The 17,256-nt window shown below is 71.4% G+C and carries 13 protein-coding genes; 5 read left to right on the top strand and 8 right to left on the bottom strand.

Annotated features, from left to right (window positions below; genetic code table 11):
• Positions 1-224: 224 nt before the first annotated feature.
• On the top strand, positions 225-2,684 hold the full coding sequence (locus tag ACFYMM_RS15675; protein ID WP_388386527.1) for a DNA topoisomerase (ATP-hydrolyzing) subunit A: 2,460 nt from the start codon (positions 225-227) through the stop codon (positions 2,682-2,684).
• Here the strand turns inward: ACFYMM_RS15675 and ACFYMM_RS15680 are convergent.
• Positions 2,681-3,802, bottom strand: a complete 1,122-nt coding sequence (locus ACFYMM_RS15680) for a CobW family GTP-binding protein (protein WP_388386529.1) — start codon at positions 3,800-3,802, stop codon at positions 2,681-2,683. The genes ACFYMM_RS15675 and ACFYMM_RS15680 overlap by 4 nt on opposite strands.
• Positions 3,803-3,865: 63 nt before the next feature.
• A complete protein-coding gene (locus ACFYMM_RS15685) occupies positions 3,866-5,029 on the bottom strand; it encodes a citrate synthase (RefSeq protein ID WP_388386531.1) in 1,164 nt (387 codons plus the stop codon).
• Positions 5,030-5,138: 109 nt separating this feature from the next.
• Here ACFYMM_RS15685 and ACFYMM_RS15690 point away from each other — a divergent pair, with 109 nt between their 5' ends.
• From ACFYMM_RS15690 to ACFYMM_RS15705, 4 genes are all read left to right on the top strand, one after another.
• Positions 5,139-6,395 (top strand): citrate/2-methylcitrate synthase, encoded by a 1,257-nt coding sequence (locus ACFYMM_RS15690; RefSeq protein WP_388386533.1) that lies wholly within the window; start codon positions 5,139-5,141, stop codon positions 6,393-6,395.
• A 54-nt stretch (positions 6,396-6,449) separates the two neighbouring features.
• Positions 6,450-7,391, top strand: a complete 942-nt coding sequence (locus ACFYMM_RS15695; protein WP_388386535.1) for a sucrase ferredoxin — start codon at positions 6,450-6,452, stop codon at positions 7,389-7,391.
• A 138-nt stretch (positions 7,392-7,529) separates the two neighbouring features.
• Positions 7,530-9,251: an ATP-binding protein gene (locus ACFYMM_RS15700; RefSeq protein WP_388386537.1), complete on the top strand. Its 1,722-nt coding sequence runs from the start codon at positions 7,530-7,532 to the stop codon at positions 9,249-9,251.
• Complete coding sequence (locus ACFYMM_RS15705; RefSeq protein WP_388386539.1) at positions 9,248-9,928, top strand: response regulator; 681 nt, start codon at positions 9,248-9,250, stop codon at positions 9,926-9,928. The genes ACFYMM_RS15700 and ACFYMM_RS15705 overlap by 4 nt, the downstream gene beginning before the upstream one ends.
• An 83-nt stretch (positions 9,929-10,011) precedes the next feature.
• On the opposite strand, the gene ACFYMM_RS15710 is transcribed toward ACFYMM_RS15705, so the two are convergent.
• The 6 genes from ACFYMM_RS15710 to ACFYMM_RS15735 all read right to left on the bottom strand — a co-directional run bounded on the left by ACFYMM_RS15710 (position 10,012) and on the right by ACFYMM_RS15735 (position 17,043).
• The gene (locus tag ACFYMM_RS15710) at positions 10,012-11,604 is read right to left on the bottom strand and encodes a cation acetate symporter (RefSeq protein WP_388386541.1); all 1,593 of its coding nucleotides are present in this window, start codon (positions 11,602-11,604) and stop codon (positions 10,012-10,014) included.
• Positions 11,601-12,149, bottom strand: a complete 549-nt coding sequence (locus ACFYMM_RS15715; protein ID WP_388386544.1) for a DUF485 domain-containing protein — start codon at positions 12,147-12,149, stop codon at positions 11,601-11,603. Before ACFYMM_RS15715 ends, ACFYMM_RS15710 begins: the two co-directional genes overlap by 4 nt.
• A 69-nt stretch (positions 12,150-12,218) precedes the next feature.
• Positions 12,219-12,899, bottom strand: a complete 681-nt coding sequence (locus ACFYMM_RS15720) for a response regulator (protein ID WP_388386547.1) — start codon at positions 12,897-12,899, stop codon at positions 12,219-12,221.
• Entirely contained in the window at positions 12,896-14,047 is a 1,152-nt protein-coding gene (locus ACFYMM_RS15725) for a sensor histidine kinase (RefSeq protein WP_388386549.1), read from the bottom strand. Before ACFYMM_RS15725 ends, ACFYMM_RS15720 begins: the two co-directional genes overlap by 4 nt.
• Entirely contained in the window at positions 14,044-14,568 is a 525-nt protein-coding gene (locus ACFYMM_RS15730; RefSeq protein WP_388386552.1) for a DUF1453 domain-containing protein, read from the bottom strand. Before ACFYMM_RS15730 ends, ACFYMM_RS15725 begins: the two co-directional genes overlap by 4 nt.
• Before the next feature lie 351 nt (positions 14,569-14,919).
• Positions 14,920-17,043 (bottom strand): type IIA DNA topoisomerase subunit B, encoded by a 2,124-nt coding sequence (locus ACFYMM_RS15735; protein WP_388386554.1) that lies wholly within the window; start codon positions 17,041-17,043, stop codon positions 14,920-14,922.
• Between the last annotated feature and the right edge of the window lie 213 nt (positions 17,044-17,256).

A 17,256-nucleotide genomic window follows, 5' to 3' on the forward strand; every position in this document is an offset into this window, starting at 1 on the left:
TGCCACTGTATGCAAGCGTGCGGACGCCCGGCGAAGTTCCCGCGGCGCGTACGCCCACAGCGGATCGCGTAGCCTGCGGGGGCCGTGCCGCGGGGCGGCCCCCGCAGGACCTCCCGAGGCCGGCCGGGCCGCGGAACACCGGGTCGCGGCCCGGGTTGTCAGTGCCGCGGTCCACAATGGTCCGCGTCAGATCCGTCAATCGCTTCAGCAAGGAGCCGGCAGCGATGGCCCGCCGCAGCACGAAGACCCCGCCGCCCGACGACTCGTACGAGGAGAAGATCCTCGACATCGACGTCGTGGACGAGATGCGTGGCTCCTACCTTGAGTACGCGTACTCGGTCATCTACTCGCGCGCCCTGCCGGACGCCCGTGACGGCCTCAAGCCGGTGCACCGCCGCATCGTCTACCAGATGAACGAGATGGGCCTGCGCCCCGACCGCGCCTACGTGAAGTGCGCGCGCGTCGTCGGCGAGGTGATGGGCAAGCTGCACCCGCACGGCGACGCGTCGATCTACGACGCCCTGGTGCGCATGGCCCAGCCCTTCTCCATGCGCGTCCCGCTGGTCGACGGCCACGGCAACTTCGGCTCCCTGGGCAACGACGACCCGCCGGCCGCCATGCGGTACACCGAGTGCCGCCAGGCCGCGGCGACGAGCCTGATGACCGAGTCGATCGACGAGGACACGGTCGATTTCACGCCGAACTACGACGGCCAGGAGCAGGAGCCGGTGGCCCTGCCCGCCGCCTTCCCGAACCTGCTGGTCAACGGCTCCTCGGGCATCGCGGTCGGCATGGCGACGAACATGCCGCCGCACAACCTGGGCGAGGTCGTCGCGGCCGCCCGGCACCTGATCCGCTACCCGAGCGCGGACCTGGACGCCCTGATGCGGCACGTCCCGGGCCCCGACCTGCCCACCGGCGGCCGGATCGTCGGCCTTGACGGCATCCGGGACGCGTACGAGACGGGCCGCGGCACGTTCAAGATCCGCGCCACGGTGGCGGTGGAGACGGTCACGGCCCGCCGCAAGGGCCTGGTCATCACCGAACTGCCGTTCACCGTCGGCCCGGAGAAGGTGATCGCGAAGATCAAGGATCTGGTCGGCTCGAAGAAGATCCAGGGCATCGCGGACGTCAAGGACCTGACCGACCGCGAGCACGGGCTGCGTCTGGTCATCGAGATCAAGAACGGTTTCGTGCCGGAGGCCGTCCTGGAGCAGCTGTACAAGCTGACCCCGATGGAGGAGTCCTTCGGCATCAACAACGTGGCCCTGGTGGACGGCCAGCCGCTCACGCTGGGCCTGAAGGAGCTGCTGGAGGTCTATCTCGACCACCGCTTCGAGGTCGTCCGGCGGCGCAGCGAGTTCCGCCGCACCAAGCGCCGGGACCGCCTGCACCTGGTCGAGGGCCTGCTCACGGCGCTGGTCGACATCGACGAGGTCATCAGTCTGATCCGCTCCAGCGACAACTCCGCGCAGGCCAAGGAGCGCCTGATGGAGCGCTTCGGGCTGAGCGAGATCCAGACGCAGTACATCCTCGACACGCCGCTGCGCCGGCTGACCAGGTACGACCGCATCGAGCTGGAGGCGGAGAAGGAGCGGCTGACCGCGGAGATCGAGGAGCTGACCCGGATCCTGGAGTCGGACGCCGAGCTGCGCAAGCTGGTCTCGGCCGAACTGGCGGCGGTGGCCAAGAAGTTCGGCACCGAGCGGCGTACGGTCCTGCTGGAGTCGGCGGGCACGCAGGTGGCGACCGTGCCGCTCCAGGTCGCCGACGACCCGTGCCGGGTGCTGCTCTCCTCGACCGGGCTGCTGGCCCGCACGGCGAACGCCGAGCCGTTCACGGAGGCCGCCGACGCCCGGCGCACCAAGCACGACGTGATCGTGTCCGCCGTGCCGGCGACCGCGCGCGGGGAGATCGGCGCGGTCACCTCGGCGGGCCGCCTGCTGCGGATCAACGTGGTGGACCTTCCGCAGCTGCCCGACACGGCGTCGGCGCCGAACCTCTCCGGAGGCGCGCCGCTGGCGGAGTTCGTCTCCCTGGAGGACGACGAGACGGTGGTCTGCCTGATGACACTGGACGAGACCTCACCGGGTCTGGCGCTCGGCACCGAGCAGGGTGTGGTCAAGCGCGTGGTGCCCGACTACCCGTCCAACAAGGACGAGTTGGAGGTCATCACGCTCAAGGAGGGGGACCGGATCGTCGGCGCGGTGGAACTGCGCACCGGCGAGGAGGACCTGGTGTTCATCACGGACGACGCACAGCTGCTGCGCTACCAGGCCTCGCAGGTCCGTCCGCAGGGCCGCGCGGCCGGCGGCATGGCGGGCATCAAGCTCACCGAGGGCGCGAAGGTCATCTCCTTCACCGCCGTCGACCCGGCCGCGGACGCGGTGGTCTTCACGGTGGCGGGCTCGCGCGGCACGCTCGACGACTCCGTGCAGACCACGGCCAAGCTGACCCCGTTCGACCAGTACCCGCGCAAGGGCCGGGCCACCGGTGGCGTGCGCTGCCAGCGGTTCCTCAAGGGCGAGGACTGCCTGTCGCTGGCCTGGGCCGGGCGGTCCCCGGCGCACGCGGCGCAGAAGAACGGCACGCCGGCGGAGCTTCCCGAGCTGGACCCGCGCCGGGACGGCTCGGGCACGTCACTGCCGAAGACGGTGTCCGTGGTGGCCGCGGCGGAGTTCTAGACCTCGTTCCAGCCGCCGCAGGGCTGGTCTTCGGGCCGGCTCTCGAGCTGGTCCGGCAACTGGCCCCCCGGTTCCTCCCCGGGATCCCGGACGTAGCGCAGGACGCCCCACATGCCGTGTTCGTCGGCGTGTGGGGCGTCGTCGTTCCTGCACGCCTCCAGCTGCTGGCCGAGGGCGGCGGTGTCGATCCCGGAGCCGATCAGGACGAGCTGGGTGAGGCGTTCCCCGCCGTGCGTCCAGGGCTCGGGGTAGAAGCGCAGGAACCGGCCGACGGCGTGCACGGCGTACCGGTTGCCCGTGTCGTACGGGCCGAAGTCCACATGTCCCTTGATCCGGTACAGCCCCTCGGGCCTGCTGTCGAGGAAGCCCATCAGCCGTCGCGGCTCCAGGGGCGAGCCGGAGACGAAGGACAGGCTGTCGTAACCGACGTGCAGGTGGCCGGTGTGGCCGCTGTGCCCGTCCCGGTGGTCGTGCAGGTCGTCGAAGGACAGCTGCCCGACGCGCTCCTCGGCCGGCCTGCAGTCGAACAGGAACTCCGGGTCGATGCGTCCGTAGGTGGCGGGGACGACCGCGGCGGGTCCGGTCAGCGAGCGGACGAGGCGGAGGATCCGTCCGGCGTCCGGTGCGCGGTCGAGCTTGTTGACCACGACCAGGTCGGCGAGGCCGAGGTGCCGGTCGATCTCGGGGTGCCGGGCGCGCGTGTCGTCGAACTCGGCGGCGTCGACGACCTCGACGAGGCCGCCGTAGACGATCCCCGGATGCTCACTGGCCAGCACCATGCGGACCAGTTCCTGGGGCTCCGCGAGTCCGCTGGCCTCGATGACGATGACGTCGACGCCGGTCTCGGGCCGTGCCAGGCGCTCCAGGTAGAGGTCGAGTTCGCTCGTGTCGACGGCACAGCACAGGCAGCCGTTGCCGAGCGAGACGGTCGAGTCGCCGAGGGCGCCCGCCACCGCCATGGCGTCGATCTCGATGGCCCCGAAGTCGTTGACGATCGCCCCGATCCGGCTCCCGCCGCTGCGGTGCAGCAGATGGTTGAGGAGCGTGGTCTTCCCGGAACCCAGGAATCCGGCGAGTACGACGACCGGGATCTGCCGGCGGCTGCGGTCGGGAGCCAACGGGGCGACCTCACTCACACAAAAGGGGGCGACTGGCCACCCAGGATAAGAGCGCGGGGCCCGCTACGCCGCCGGCACCTCGGCCGGCGGCCGCGGTCCCACATAGCGCGCCGCCGGACGGATGATCTTCGGGTCCGCCGCCTGTTCCAGGATGTTGGCGCTCCAGCCGACCACACGGGCGGCCGCGAAGGTGGGGGTGAACATCTCGCGGGGCAGGCCGCACAGTTCCATGACCACGCCCGCGTAGAACTCGACGTTGGTGTGCAGTTCGCGGCCGGGCTTCAGTTCGGCGAGGATCGCCTCCACCTGGCGTTCGACCTCGACGGCGAACGCGACGCGCGGACCGCCGAAGCCCAGGGCGATGTCGCGGAGCATGCGCGAACGGGGGTCCTCCGTACGGTAGACGGCGTGGCCGAAGCCCATGATCCGGTCGCCGGCGAGCACCCGCTCCCGGATCCAGGGGTCGATCCGGTCCGGCGTTCCGATCTCGTCCAGGGTGTCCAGGGCGCGGCTGGGGGCGCCTCCGTGCAGTGGTCCGGACAGAGCCCCTACGGCCGCGACCAGGCAGGCCGCGACGTCCGCCCCCGTGGAGGCGACGACCCGTGCGGTGAAGGTTGACGCATTGAATCCGTGATCAATGGTCGAGATCAAGTACTGTTCGACCGCCCTCGCCTGCCGCGGATCCGGTGCGGAACCGGCGAGCATGTAGAGGTAGTTGGCGGCGTACGAGAGGTCCTCGCGCGGCTCCACCGGATCGAGCCCCTGCCCGAGCCGGTACAGCGCGGTCAGCAGTGTGGGTACGGCGGCGCAGGCGGCGAGGGTGTCGGCACGGCGCCGGCCGGCGTCGATGTCGTAGACGGGCCGGAAGCCGTTCGCCGCGCCCAGCAGCGAGAGTGCCGTGCGCAGCCCGGCCAGCGGTCCCGAGGTGCGGCTCGCCGCGGCTACGGCGGGCAGGGCCGCCCGTACGTCGTCGGGCAGCCGGCGCATGGCCGCGGTCTCGGCGCGGAAGGCGGCCAGGCGCGGCCCGTCCGGAAGCGTGCCGTTGACCAGGAGGTGCCAGACGTCCTCGAAGCCCCGGGTCCGCGCGAGTTCGACGGCCGAGTACTGGCGGTAGTGGTAGAAGCCCTCGAGCCCCCGCACGTCACCGATCTCGGTCTCGGTGACGACGACGCCCGCGAGCCCCCGCGGCACCTCGACAAGGGTGGACGTGGCCCTGCTGATCGACATGTTTTCCTCCCTGGACTTGATTCAACTGTCCATGCATGACTGATGGGCTGTCAATATTGATGTAATCAAGCATCGATCAATGCCCGGCCGGACGACTACGGTGGCCTCCATGCACGATCAGGAACCCGTCCGCGACCGCCCCGGGCGCCGGCTGACCACCAAGGAGACCGCCGAGGTGCTCGGCGTGAAGCCGGAGACGGTGTACGCCTATGTGAGTCGCGGCCAGCTCAGCAGCCGGCGCGAGCCCGGCGGCCGGGCCAGTACCTTCGACGCCGGGGAGGTCGAGGCGCTCGCCCGGCGCAACAGGCGGGAGAGCGCGGGGAGTCCGGGTTCCGGCGGCGAGCTGTCCGTACGCACCCGGATCACGCTGATCGACGACGACCGGTACTTCTTCCGGGGGGTCGACGCCACCGAGCTGGCCGTGCGCCACTCCTACGAGGAGGTCGCGGAATGGCTGTGGACCGGCCGGCTGACCCCGGGGGTGACCTTCACCGCGCCCGAGGCCACCGTCGAGGTCGCCCGCCGCGCCGTGAACGCCCTGCCCGAGCACACCACCCCCACGGACCGGCTGCGGGTGGCGGCCATCGCGGCGGCGGCCGAGGACCCCCTGCGCTTCGACCTGTCCGAGCAGGCCGTGCTGAACAGCGCGCGCATCCTCATCCCCACCCTGGTCGCCGCCCTGCCGCCCAAGCCGTTCGGCAACCGGGACGACGGCACGCTGGCCCACCGGCTCTGGGGACGGCTGACCGGACGCGAGGCCGACGAGGCCTCCCTGCGCGCCCTGGACACGGCCCTCGCCCTGCTCGTCGACCACGACCTGGCCGCCTCCACGCTCGCGGTGCGCGTCGCCGCCTCGGCCCGGGCGCACGCCTATGCGGCCGTCTCGGCCGGACTGGGTGTGCTGGAGGGCCCCTTGCACGGCGCCGCCAGCGGACTGGCCCACCGGATGCTGCTGGACGTGCTCGACCGGGGCACGGCGGTGCCGGTGATCGCCGACGAACTCCGCGCGGGCCGCCGGATCCCCGGACTCGGCCATCGGCTGTATCCCGGCGAGGACCCCCGCGCGCGGGTGCTTTTCGCGCTCCTTGAGCAGGTCCCACGCGCGGAGCCCGCGCTGCTGGCGGCGCGCGACATCGTCGCCACGACCGCCCGTCACACGTCGCTGCACGCCAACGTCGACCTGGCGCTCGCCGTCCTGACCGCCTCCACCGGCATGCCCTCCACCGCCGGGGAGACGATCTTCGCCGTGGCCCGGACGGCGGGCTGGATCGCCCACGCACTCGAGGAGTACGGGGAACGTCCGCTGCGCATGCGCCCCAGCGGTCACTACGTCGGGCCGCGGCCCCCGCAGCCCCTGCCGGAGTAGGACACGATCCCAGCCGGACGCCATCCCGCACCAAGTCAGGTTAGGCTCACCTCTGTGAGTAGGTGTGCGACCGTCTCCCGAAGCCTGGACGAGCCCGTTTCCGGCACGGCGGCCACGGCGACGACGTGGCTGCTGCTGGAACAGCCGGGCCCTTGGGGTGCCAACGCGCTGACCTCGAGCCACCTGGATCCCGTCCTGGGCCGCGCCCTGGAGAGGGCCGCCGAGGGCACCGGAGTGCGGATCGCGCTCATCCGCCGCCCCGGACGCCACGCCGACCCCGGCAGGCCCGCCGTGCGCCACGTCTACGCCGCCCACACCGTCCCCGGGAACGTCTGGCTGCACGCAGCGACCACCTTCGATCCGCGGCGGCTGCTCGAACTCGACTTCGCCGCCCTGGGCGCGGGCGATCACCGGAGGTTCGACACGGTCCTCGGCGGCCGTCCGCACTCCGGCACCCCGCTCGCACTGGTGTGCACCAACGGCAAGCGCGATCGCTGCTGCGCCCTCCTCGGCCGCCCCCTCGCGGCCGAACTGGCCTCGGCCGGCGTGCGGGGCACCTGGGAGGTCACCCATCTGGGTGGCCATCGCTTCTCGCCGACGGTGCTCGTCCTGCCGTACGGCTACGCGTACGCCCGCGCGGAGTCCCGCGCCGTCAGGGAGGTCCTGGACGGGGTCCAGGAGGGGCGTGTCGTGGTGGAGGGGTGCCGCGGCAGCTCCGCCTGGGAGCGGCCCGGCCAGGCGGCCGAGCTGGCCGTCCGCTCGGCGGTGGGCGAGTACGCGGCGGGCGTGCTGAGCGTCGTACGGACCGACGGCGCGGCGCCGCGCTGGGAGGTCGTCGTCGCTCACGCCGACGGCCGCCACTGGCGGGTGGACGTGGCCCAGGGCGCCTCGCTCCCACCCCGCCCGGAGAGCTGCGGCGTCTCGGTGCTCGGCTCACCTGCCCGGATGGACGTGCTGGCGGTCGGCGAACTCACCACGGCGGGGCTCGCGCGCTGAACGCCCGTCGCGTGGGAACACCGGCCCGCGCGCGAGAACACCGCTTTCCCAAGAAACGGCCATCTTCCTCAAGAAGTGGTCAAGAGATCCACGCCACACCCCTTCGGCGACAGCCCCCCGCCCACGTACCGTCGGGGTATGAGCCCCACTCCCCCCGTGCGCCGCCTGCGCCTCGGTATGCCCCGACGGGTCTTCGCGCAAGTCCTGTTGATGCAGGTGGCGATCGCCGCGGGAGTGGCGGTGCTGGCGACGGGGCTGTTCCTCGCGCCGCTCAGCAAGCAGCTGGACCAGGAGGCGATGCGCCGGGCCCTCGCGATCGCGCAGACCACCGCGCAGGACCCGCAGATCGCCGAGGGCGTGCTGACCACCCCGCCGACCGCCGACGGCCCGGTGCAGCGGGAGGCGGAGCGGATCCGGCACGCCACCCGTGCCGAGTACATCGTGGTGCTGGACCACCGCTGGGTGCGCTGGTCGCACACCGACACCCGGCAGATCGGCGAGGTCGTCTCGACCGACCCCCGCAAGGCCCTGGCCGGCCGGGAGGTCATGGAGATCGACGAGGGCACCCTGGGCCGCTCCGCGCGCGGGAAGGTACCGCTGTACGACGCCCGTCACCGGATCATCGGCGCGGTCTCGGTCGGCATCGCCTACGACAGCGTGCGGGCCCGGCTGATCAGCGCGATCCCGGGGCTGTTCGCCTACGCGGGCGGCGCGCTCGCGGTCGGCGCGCTGGCTGCCTGGCTGATCTCCCGGCGAGTCCAGCGGCAGACCCGCGATCTGGCCTTCTCGGACATCTCGGCGCTGCTCTCGGAGCGGGAGGCGATGCTGCACGGCATCCGGGAGGGTGTGGTCGCCCTCGACCGGGGCGGCCGCATCCGCCTGCTGAACGACGAGGCACGTCGGCTGCTGGGCATCGGCGACGAGGGGGTCGGCCGGTCGCCCGACGAGGCCCTCGGCGAGGGCCGTACGACCGATGTGCTGACCGGCCGGGTGACCGGCACCGACCTGCTCACCGTGCGCGGCCAGCGCGTCCTGGTGGCCAACCGGATGCCCACCGACGACGGCGGGGCCGTGGCCACCCTGCGCGACCGCACCGAACTCGAACAGCTCGGCCGCGAACTCGACTCCACGCGTGGTCTGATCGACGCCCTGCGCGCCCAGGACCACGAGCACGCCAACCGCATGCACACGGTGCTCGGACTGCTGGAGCTGGAGATGTACGACGACGCCGTGGAGTTCGTCGGCGAGGTGGTCGGCGACCACCGGGTCACCGCCGAACAGGTCACCGAGAAGATCCAGGACCCGCTGATCGCCGCCCTGCTGGTCGGCAAGGCCACCGTGGCCGCGGAACGCGGGGTGGCCCTGTGGGTCTCGGACGGCACCCGGCTCCCGGACCGGCTGATCGACCCCAGGGGTCTGGTCACGATCGTGGGCAATCTCGTGGACAACGCCCTCGACGCCGTCGCGGGCACCGCGCACGCGCGCGTGGAGGTCGGGTTGCGGGCCGAGGGACGTACGGTCGTCCTCAGGGTGCGCGACACCGGCCCTGGAGTCCCGGAGGACCAGCGGGAGTCGATCTTCGCGGAGGGATGGTCGACCAAGCGGCCGCCGGCGCACGGCAAGCGCGGCATAGGGCTCTCCCTGGTGCGCCGGCTCGCCGAGCGGCAGGGCGGGAACGCGACGGTGGGCGAGGCCGGCGGCGGAGGCGCCGAGTTCACGGTCGTCCTGCCCGAAGCCCTCACCGAGACGGAGACGGAGCCGGAGACGGGTCCCGTTCCGGTGCCTGCGATCGGCGCACCGCCGGAGGGCGCCGCACGGGACGCCGGCCCGGTGACCGCCGTCGAGGAGGAGGCGCGATGATCGAAGTACTGGTCGTGGACGACGACACCCTGGTCGCGCGGGTCAACGCCGCCTATGTCGAGAAGGTGCCCGGCTTCCATGTCGCCGGCCAGGCGCACAGCGCGGCCGAGGCGCTGCGCCAGGTGGAGACGCTGCCGAGGCTGGACCTGGTTCTGATGGACCACTACCTGCCCGACGAGACCGGCCTCGCGGTCGTCCAGGAGATGCGCCGGCGCGGCCACCAGGCCGACGTCATCATGGTGACGGCGGCGCGGGACGTGTCGACCGTACAGGCGGCGATGCGGCACGGCGCCCTGCAGTACCTGGTGAAGCCGTTCGCCTTCGCGGGCCTGCGCGCCAAGCTGGAGGCGTACGCGCGGCTGCGCCGCACCCTGGACGGCGGTGGCGAGGCCGAACAGGCCGAGGTGGACCGGATCTTCGGCGCGCTGTCCGCGCCCTCGGAGCCCGGGCTGCCGAAGGGGCACTCCCCCACCACCGCGGAGCTGGTGCGCCAGTCGCTGATGAGTGCCGAGGGCCCGCTGTCGGCCCAGGAGATCGCCGAGCGGACGGGGGTGAGCCGGCAGACCGCCCAGCGCTATCTGAAGCTCCTGGAGCGCACGGGACGGGCCCGGTTGACCCTGAAATACGGCGACGCGGGCCGCCCTGAACACCGTTACGTGTGGGCGACCCGCGCCTGACCGGCCCCCTGCCGCACGGAGTGCCGGACCCGGCGGCCTCCCGTGCGTGTCACACGGGTCGTACGGTCATACGGGTCGTACGGTCATACGGCCCCGGCTCCCGTGAGCGACCGCACCTCGGTCTCCGCGTGCTTGGCCTCGTCCGGCACCTCGTCGGAGGTGACGGTGCCCAGCCAGCCGGCGAGGAAGCCGAGCGGGATGGAGACGATGCCGGGGTTCTGCAGCGGGAAGTACTGGAAGTCGACGTCCGGGAAGAGCGAGCCCGGGCTGCCGGAGACCACCGGGGACAGCAGGACGAGCCCGAGCGCCGGGATCAGGCCCCCGTAGACGGCCCACACCGCCCCGCGGGTGGTGAAGCCGCGCCAGAACAGCGTGTAGAGCAGGACCGGCAGGTTCGCCGAGGCGGCCACCGCGAAGGCGAGGCCGACCAGGAAGGCGACGTTCAGGTCGCGGGCGAGCAGACCGAGCGCGATCGCGACCACGCCGATGGCCACCGCGGCGGTGCGCGCCACCGCCACCTCGCCGCGCTGCTCGGCGTGCCGGCGCCGCAGCGACGCGTACAGGTCGTGGGCCACGGACGCCGAGGAGGCGAGCGTGATCCCGGCGACCACCGCGAGGATGGTCGCGAAGGCCACGGCCGCGACGACCGCGAAGAGAACCGTTCCGCCATTGGATCCCGGGCCACCACCCAGCGCCAGTGCGAGCAGCGGGACCGCCGTGTTCCCGGCCGCGTTCGAAGCGCGCACGGCGTCCGGACCGACGATCGCGGCCGCCCCGAACCCGAGGACGATCGTCATCAGGTAGAAACCGCCGATCAGCCCGATCGACCACACCGCCGAGCGACGTGCCGCCCGCGCGGTCGGCACGGTGTAGAAGCGGGACAGGATGTGCGGCAATCCGGCCGTACCCAGGACCAGGGCGAGTCCCAGGCTGATGAAGTCGAAGCGGGCGGTCCAGCTCCCCCCGTACTTCAGGCCCGGGGCCAGAAACGCGCTCCCGTGACCGCTGCGGTCGGCGGCGGTGCGCAGCAGTTGGTCGACGTCGCCGTGGAACCGCACCAGCACCAGCACGGTCAGCGCGACCGTCCCGCCGAGCAGCAGGACCGACTTGACGATCTGGATCCATGTGGTGGCCCGCATGCCTCCCAGCGACACATAGATCACCATCAGTGCGCCGACCCCGATGACCGTCCAGGCCCGGGTCACCCCGCCGGTCCGCCCCAGCAGCAGCACCACCAGGCTCCCCGCCCCCACCATTTGCGCCACCAGATACAGAACGGAAACGGTGACCGAGGAAGTTCCCGTGGCGATCCGCACCGGCCGCTCGCTCATCCGCGCGGCGATCACGTCGGCGAGCGTGAACCGCCCGCAGTTGCGCACCAGCTCCGCGACCAGGAACAGCACCACCAGCCAGGCCACCAGGAACCCCACGACGTACAACATGCCGTCGTAGCCGAACAGCGCGATGAGCCCGGTGACGCCCAGGAAGGAAGCGGCCGACATGTAGTCGCCCGCGATGGCAAAACCATTCTCCATCGGGGAGAAGAGCCGCCCTCCGGCATAGAACTCCTCGGCGGAACCACGCCGCTTTCGGCTCACCCACGTCGTGATCCCCAGGGTGACCGCCACGAACACGGTGAACAGCAGAAGTGCCAGGGTCTGATGACGGCCGGTCACGACTCACCTCCCCGGGCTCCGCGCGCCAGCTCCTGGGTGTCCCAGCGCAGCTCCAGCGCTGCCCGGTCCCTGCGCAGCCGCGCATGCCGCGCGTAGGCCCAGGTGAACAGGAACGTGGTGACGAACTGTCCCAGTCCCGCGACCATCGCCACGTTCACCTCGCCCGCCACCGGCGTGGCCATCAGCCCGGGAGCGGTCGTCGCGGTGATCACATACCCCACGTACCAGGTGAGGAAGACGGCGACACCCGGCACGACGAACCTCCGGTACCGCCTGCGCACCTCCTGGAAGGCCGCGCTGCGCTGCACCTCGACATACACATCGCGTGCGCGAACGGCGGCCGGGTCCCGCTCCGCACGCGCGGCGGGCACGGCCGGAGCGGGCGCACCCGTACCGTCCAGCTCTTCCCAGCCGGAGGCCAGGGCGTCGTACCAGGGGTCCTCGTACCTCACGTCGCGGGAGGCCGCGCCTTGGTCCTCGTGGTCCTCGGCCGGCTCCTCGGAACCGTCTCCGTCCCCACGAGCACGACCGTTGCTTGACTGCATGCCCAAGCATGGACAGACCGGGAAGATCCCCGGCTCGCCTTCCCCCGGCTCTTCACCCCATCAGGTGATTCAACCCGCCGGTGGCCGCGCCAGACCCTTCGCATACGCGTAACGCACCGCCTGCGCACGGTCCTTGAGGCCCGTCTTGGCGAAGAGGTTGTTGATGTGAGTCTTCACCGTGGCGGTGGAGACATGCAGCTTGCGGGCGATCTCCTGGTTGCTGAGTCCTTCGGCGATCAGCACCAGGACCTCGGTCTCACGCGTGGTCAGCCCGTCGGGCGCCTCCACGGCCGCCACCGGCTCGGGCTCCGGCTCCGACAACCGCTCCAGCAACCGCCGCTGGATACTGGGCGAGAGCCCCGCGTCCCCCGACAGCACGCTCTCCACGGCCCGCACGATCTCGTCCCCGCCCGCGTCCTTGGTGAGATAGCCCCTGGCCCCCGCTCTCAGCGCCGGGAACAGCGACTCGTCGTCCGCGAACGTGGTGAGCACGACGACCTGGGTGCCGGGGTACTCCGCCCGGATCCGCCGAGTCGCCTCCACCCCGTCGCAGCGGGGCATCCGCAGATCCATCAGGACCACGTCCGGGGCGAGTTCGGCGACCAGCCGCACCGCCTCCTCGCCGTCTCCCGCGGCACCGACGACCTCCACGCCCGGCAGCAGTCCGAGCAGCATCACGATGCCCTCCCGGACCACGGTCTGGTCGTCGGCGACCACCACGCGCGCCGGCTTCCTGCCCTCCTCCGTCATACGGGCACCCTCAACGTCACCACGAACCCTTCCTCGTCCGGCCCCGCCTCCAGCGAGCCGCCCAGCAGCTCGGCACGCTCCCGCATGCCCAGCAGACCGTACCCGCCGCCGACCCCGGTGAGCTCACCCGGCCGACCGCCCGAGTCCCGCACGGCCAGGGCGACTTCGTGATCGGCGTAGTCCAGGCGCAGGTGAACCTTGGCGCCCTGAGCGTGCTTACGAATGTTGGTCAGGGCCTCCTGCGCGACCCGGCGTACGGCCTGCGAGGCCTCGGCGGGCAGCGGCCTGCGCTCACCCGTCACGGTGACCTCGGCGCCGTCGGCCGAGCTGACCAGCTCGGTCAGGAAGTCCTCCAGCGGAGACAGCTCACCGCGCAGCGCGGACAGGGCCTGCCGGGTCTCCGCCAGGCCGTCGCGGGCCATTCCCCTTGCCGCCACCACCCTTTCGAGGATCTGCTCCCGGTCGGCCCCTCGCTCGATGAGCAGCCGGGCCGCCTCCAGATGCACGAGCTGGGCGGAGAGGCTGTGAGCCAGCACGTCGTGGATCTCCCGGGCGATCCTGGCCCGCTCACCCAGCGCCGCCGACTCGGCCTCGGCCGCCCTCGCCGCCCGCTCCTGGGCGAGCAGCCGCTGAGCGCTGCCCCGGGCCTCGGCATCGAGCCGCAGGACGTACCCGGCCAGGGCCATGCCGACCGCGGTGGCTGCCGTGGTCAGCCATACATCGTTGTTGAAGGCGGAGTACGACGCCAGGGCCACTGAGGTCACCGGGAGGGCGGCCGCGATCGGCATCCGTTCCAGCGCGGAGATGCCGCACCCGCACCAGAGCACGAGGGCCGGTCCCCTGAACCCCGTGGCCTGTGCCGCGGCGGCGATGGCCAGGAGCACACCGATCAGGGCCAGGGAGGGCACCAGCCGGTGCGCGTAGGTGGTGCGGAAGAAGGACCAGGAGACGAAGGCGGCGAAGAGCACGCCCGCCGCGGCCGCGGCCGCGCCCCAGCCATTGACGTGGTTCTGGCTGAAGGCACCCCACAGCAGCATGGCGAGCACCACCAGCCGGACGACCCAGGCGAGCATGCGCCGGGACCAGGCCGTTCCCGCGCGGCCGAGCGCCTCTCGCGACGGCCAGCGCGTCCAGACGTTGTCCGTCACACGCGCTCCTTCCGCGCCGACCTGAACCTGTCGTCACCGTACGCCTGCGCCTGACCGCCCGCGTGGCCGAGGGACTGCGTGCGCCAGAGCAGGATCCCGGAGCGGACCAGCAGGGTGCCCGCGAGGCCGATCATCAGCGCGGAGCTGCTCTGCTGGATGCCGAGCAGGGTACCCAGGCCGAAGACACCGACGCGCAGGGCTATGCCGACGCCCCAGACGGCGGCGCTCGCCTTGGTGCTCTTGCTCCACACGACACCGTCGGGCTCCGTCCACACGCGGGTGGTCCAGGCCCAGCCGGCGCCCGTGGCGATCCCTATCAGCATTTCCACGGCGAGCAGCGCGGCGGACGCGGTGCGGTGGTGGGCGTCGAGTATGCCGGGATCGCGCAGCGCCACGACCGCGAGGATCACGGGCACCAGCCACCAGCGCCGGCCGTTGCCGATCGGACGTGCGCTGAACTGGCGCACGATCACCACGGCGACGACCGCGACGATGAGGAGCGCATTGCCGAGCTCGGACACCAGAGCCTCCGTGAGCGGGACGGGGAGTTGCCGGAAGCGAGTGCTGCCGACGCCTTCGACGCTACGGAAATTCACAGATCAGCAGATCGGAGCGGGGGTGGATCACGGGTGGAATGACACCGGGCGGCTCCGTCCACCCGAGGGTGGAGGCGCCGTCGGCTGCCTCTCCCCCCGGGCCCGCGGAACCCGCCCGGCCCGCCCGGCCGACCCTGCTCAGGCCCCGCCGAGCCAGTCTCTGACCCTCCTGACGAGCGCTCCCCTCGCCCACGCCGCGCGTTCTGCTCAGCCCCACTCCGGGGCCCTGCCCCGCCGTCGGCGCAACACCCTCCCCGGCCGACGCCGGGGAGGCCGCTACGCGTCGATCCTCGACCGGTCCAGCGTCGCCGCCGAGTTGGAGATGAACTCCTTGCGGGGCGCAACGTCGTTGCCCATCAGAAGATCGAAGACCTGCTCGGCCGCCTCCAGGTCGGAGAGGTTGATCCGGCGCAGGGTGCGGTGACGCGGATCCATCGTCGTCTCGGCGAGCTGATCGGCGTCCATCTCGCCCAGGCCCTTGTAGCGCTGGATGGAGTCCTTGTACCGGATGCCCTTGCTCTGGAACTCCATCAGCTTGTCGCGCAGTTCACGGTCCGAGTACGTGTAGACGTACTTGTCCTGGCCCTTCTTCGGCTGGATCAGCTCGATGCGGTGCAGCGGCGGCACCGCCGCGAAGACCCGGCCGGCCTCGACCATGGGTCGCATGTACCGCTGGAACAAGGTCAGCAGCAGGCACCGGATGTGGGAGCCGTCCACGTCGGCGTCGGTCATCATGATGATCTTGCCGTACCGGGCCGCGTCGATGTCGAAGGTGCGGCCCGAGCCCGCCCCTATGACCTGGATGATCGCACCGCACTCGGCGTTCTTGAGCATGTCGGTCACGGAGGACCGCTGTACGTTGAGGATCTTGCCCCGGATCGGCAGGAGCGCCTGGAACTCGGAGTTGCGGGCCAGCTTCGCCGTACCGAGCGCGGAGTCGCCCTCGACGATGAACAGTTCGCTGCGCTCCACGTCGTCGCTGCGGCAGTCGGCGAGCTTGGCCGGCAGCGACGAGGACTCCAGGGCGGTCTTGCGGCGCTGCGCGTCCTTGTGCTGACGGGCGGCGATGCGGGTACGGGCCGCCGCGACCGCCTTCTCCAGAACCACCCGGGCTTGAGCTGCGGCGTCACGCTTGGTGGAGGTCAGGAAGTCCTTGAGCTCCTTGGTGATCACGTTGTTCACAATGCGGCGGGCCGCCGAGGTGCCGAGGACCTCCTTCGTCTGGCCCTCGAACTGCGGTTCGGCCAGCCGCACGGTGACGACCGCGGTCAGGCCCTCCAGCGCGTCGTCCTTGACGATGTCGTCCTCGGCCACGCGCAGCAGCTTCTTGGTGCGCAGCACCTCGTTCATGGTCTTGACCACCGCCTGCTCGAAGCCGGCGACGTGGGTGCCGCCCTTGGGCGTGGCGATGATGTTGACGAACGACTTCAGGTTCGTGTCGTAGCCGGTCCCCCAGCGCAGCGCGACGTCGACTCCGAGTTCCCGGGTGACCTCGGTGGGGGTCATCTGGCCGTGGTCGTCCAGGACCGGGACGGTCTCCTTGAAGGTGCCCTGGCCGGAGAAGCGGAGGACATCGCAGACGGGCTTGTCAGTGGCCAGGTACTCACAGAACTCGCTGATGCCGCCGTCGAAGCGGAAGGACTCCTCCCCCTTGCTGCCGCCCTCACCGAGGCCGAATTCGTCCCGGACGACGATGGTCAGGCCGGGCACCAGGAACGCCGTCTGGCGGGCCCGCTGGTGCAGCGTCTCCAGGGCGAGCTTGGCGTCCTTGAGGAAGATCTGCCGGTCGGCCCAGTACCGCACGCGCGTGCCGTTGCGGGTCCTGGGGATCTTCTTGGCCTTGCGCAGGCCGCTCTTCGCCTCGAACTTCGCGTCCGGGCCGTCCGCCGCGAAGGCGCCCGGCACGCCGCGCCGGAAGCTGATGGCGTGGGTGTGACCGCTCCGGTCCACCTCGACGTCGAGACGCGCGGACAGGGCGTTGACCACGGAGGCACCCACGCCGTGCAGGCCGCCCGAGGCGGCGTAGGAGCCGCCTCCGAACTTACCGCCAGCGTGGAGCTTGGTCATGACGACCTCGACACCGGAGAGGCCGGTCTTGGGCTCGACGTCCACGGGGATGCCGCGGCCGTTGTCCCGCACCTCGACCGAGCCGTCGTCGTGGAGGATCACGTCGATGTGGTCGCAGTACCCACCGAGGGCCTCGTCCACGGCGTTGTCGATGATCTCCCACAGGCAGTGCATCAGACCGCGGCTGTCGGTCGAGCCGATGTACATGCCCGGGCGCTTGCGCACGGCCTCGAGGCCCTCGAGGACGAGCAGGTGCCGCGCGGTGTAGTTGGAACCGTCCCGGTCTGCTCCTGCCAGCAGCGCTGTGGACGGCACGGACGTATCGGCGGTCACGCGGTTCGCTCCTCGCTGAATTTCAGGTGAGCCCCTTCTGGGTAAGGGGCCGGCTTCGGTAGCCGCTCAGAGGGTACCGAGGCCTGGTAGAGCCGTTGTAACGCCACCCTCGTCGAGAACTCAGACTAGTCCACACTCGTATGGGTGTTCGATCCCTCGATGGAGTGAAGCACACATCACGTTCCCTTGGAGGCATGAACCATTTAGGCTCCG

The organism is Streptomyces sp. NPDC006739, assembly GCF_042869815.1.
Lineage (GTDB): Bacteria > Actinomycetota > Actinomycetes > Streptomycetales > Streptomycetaceae > Streptomyces.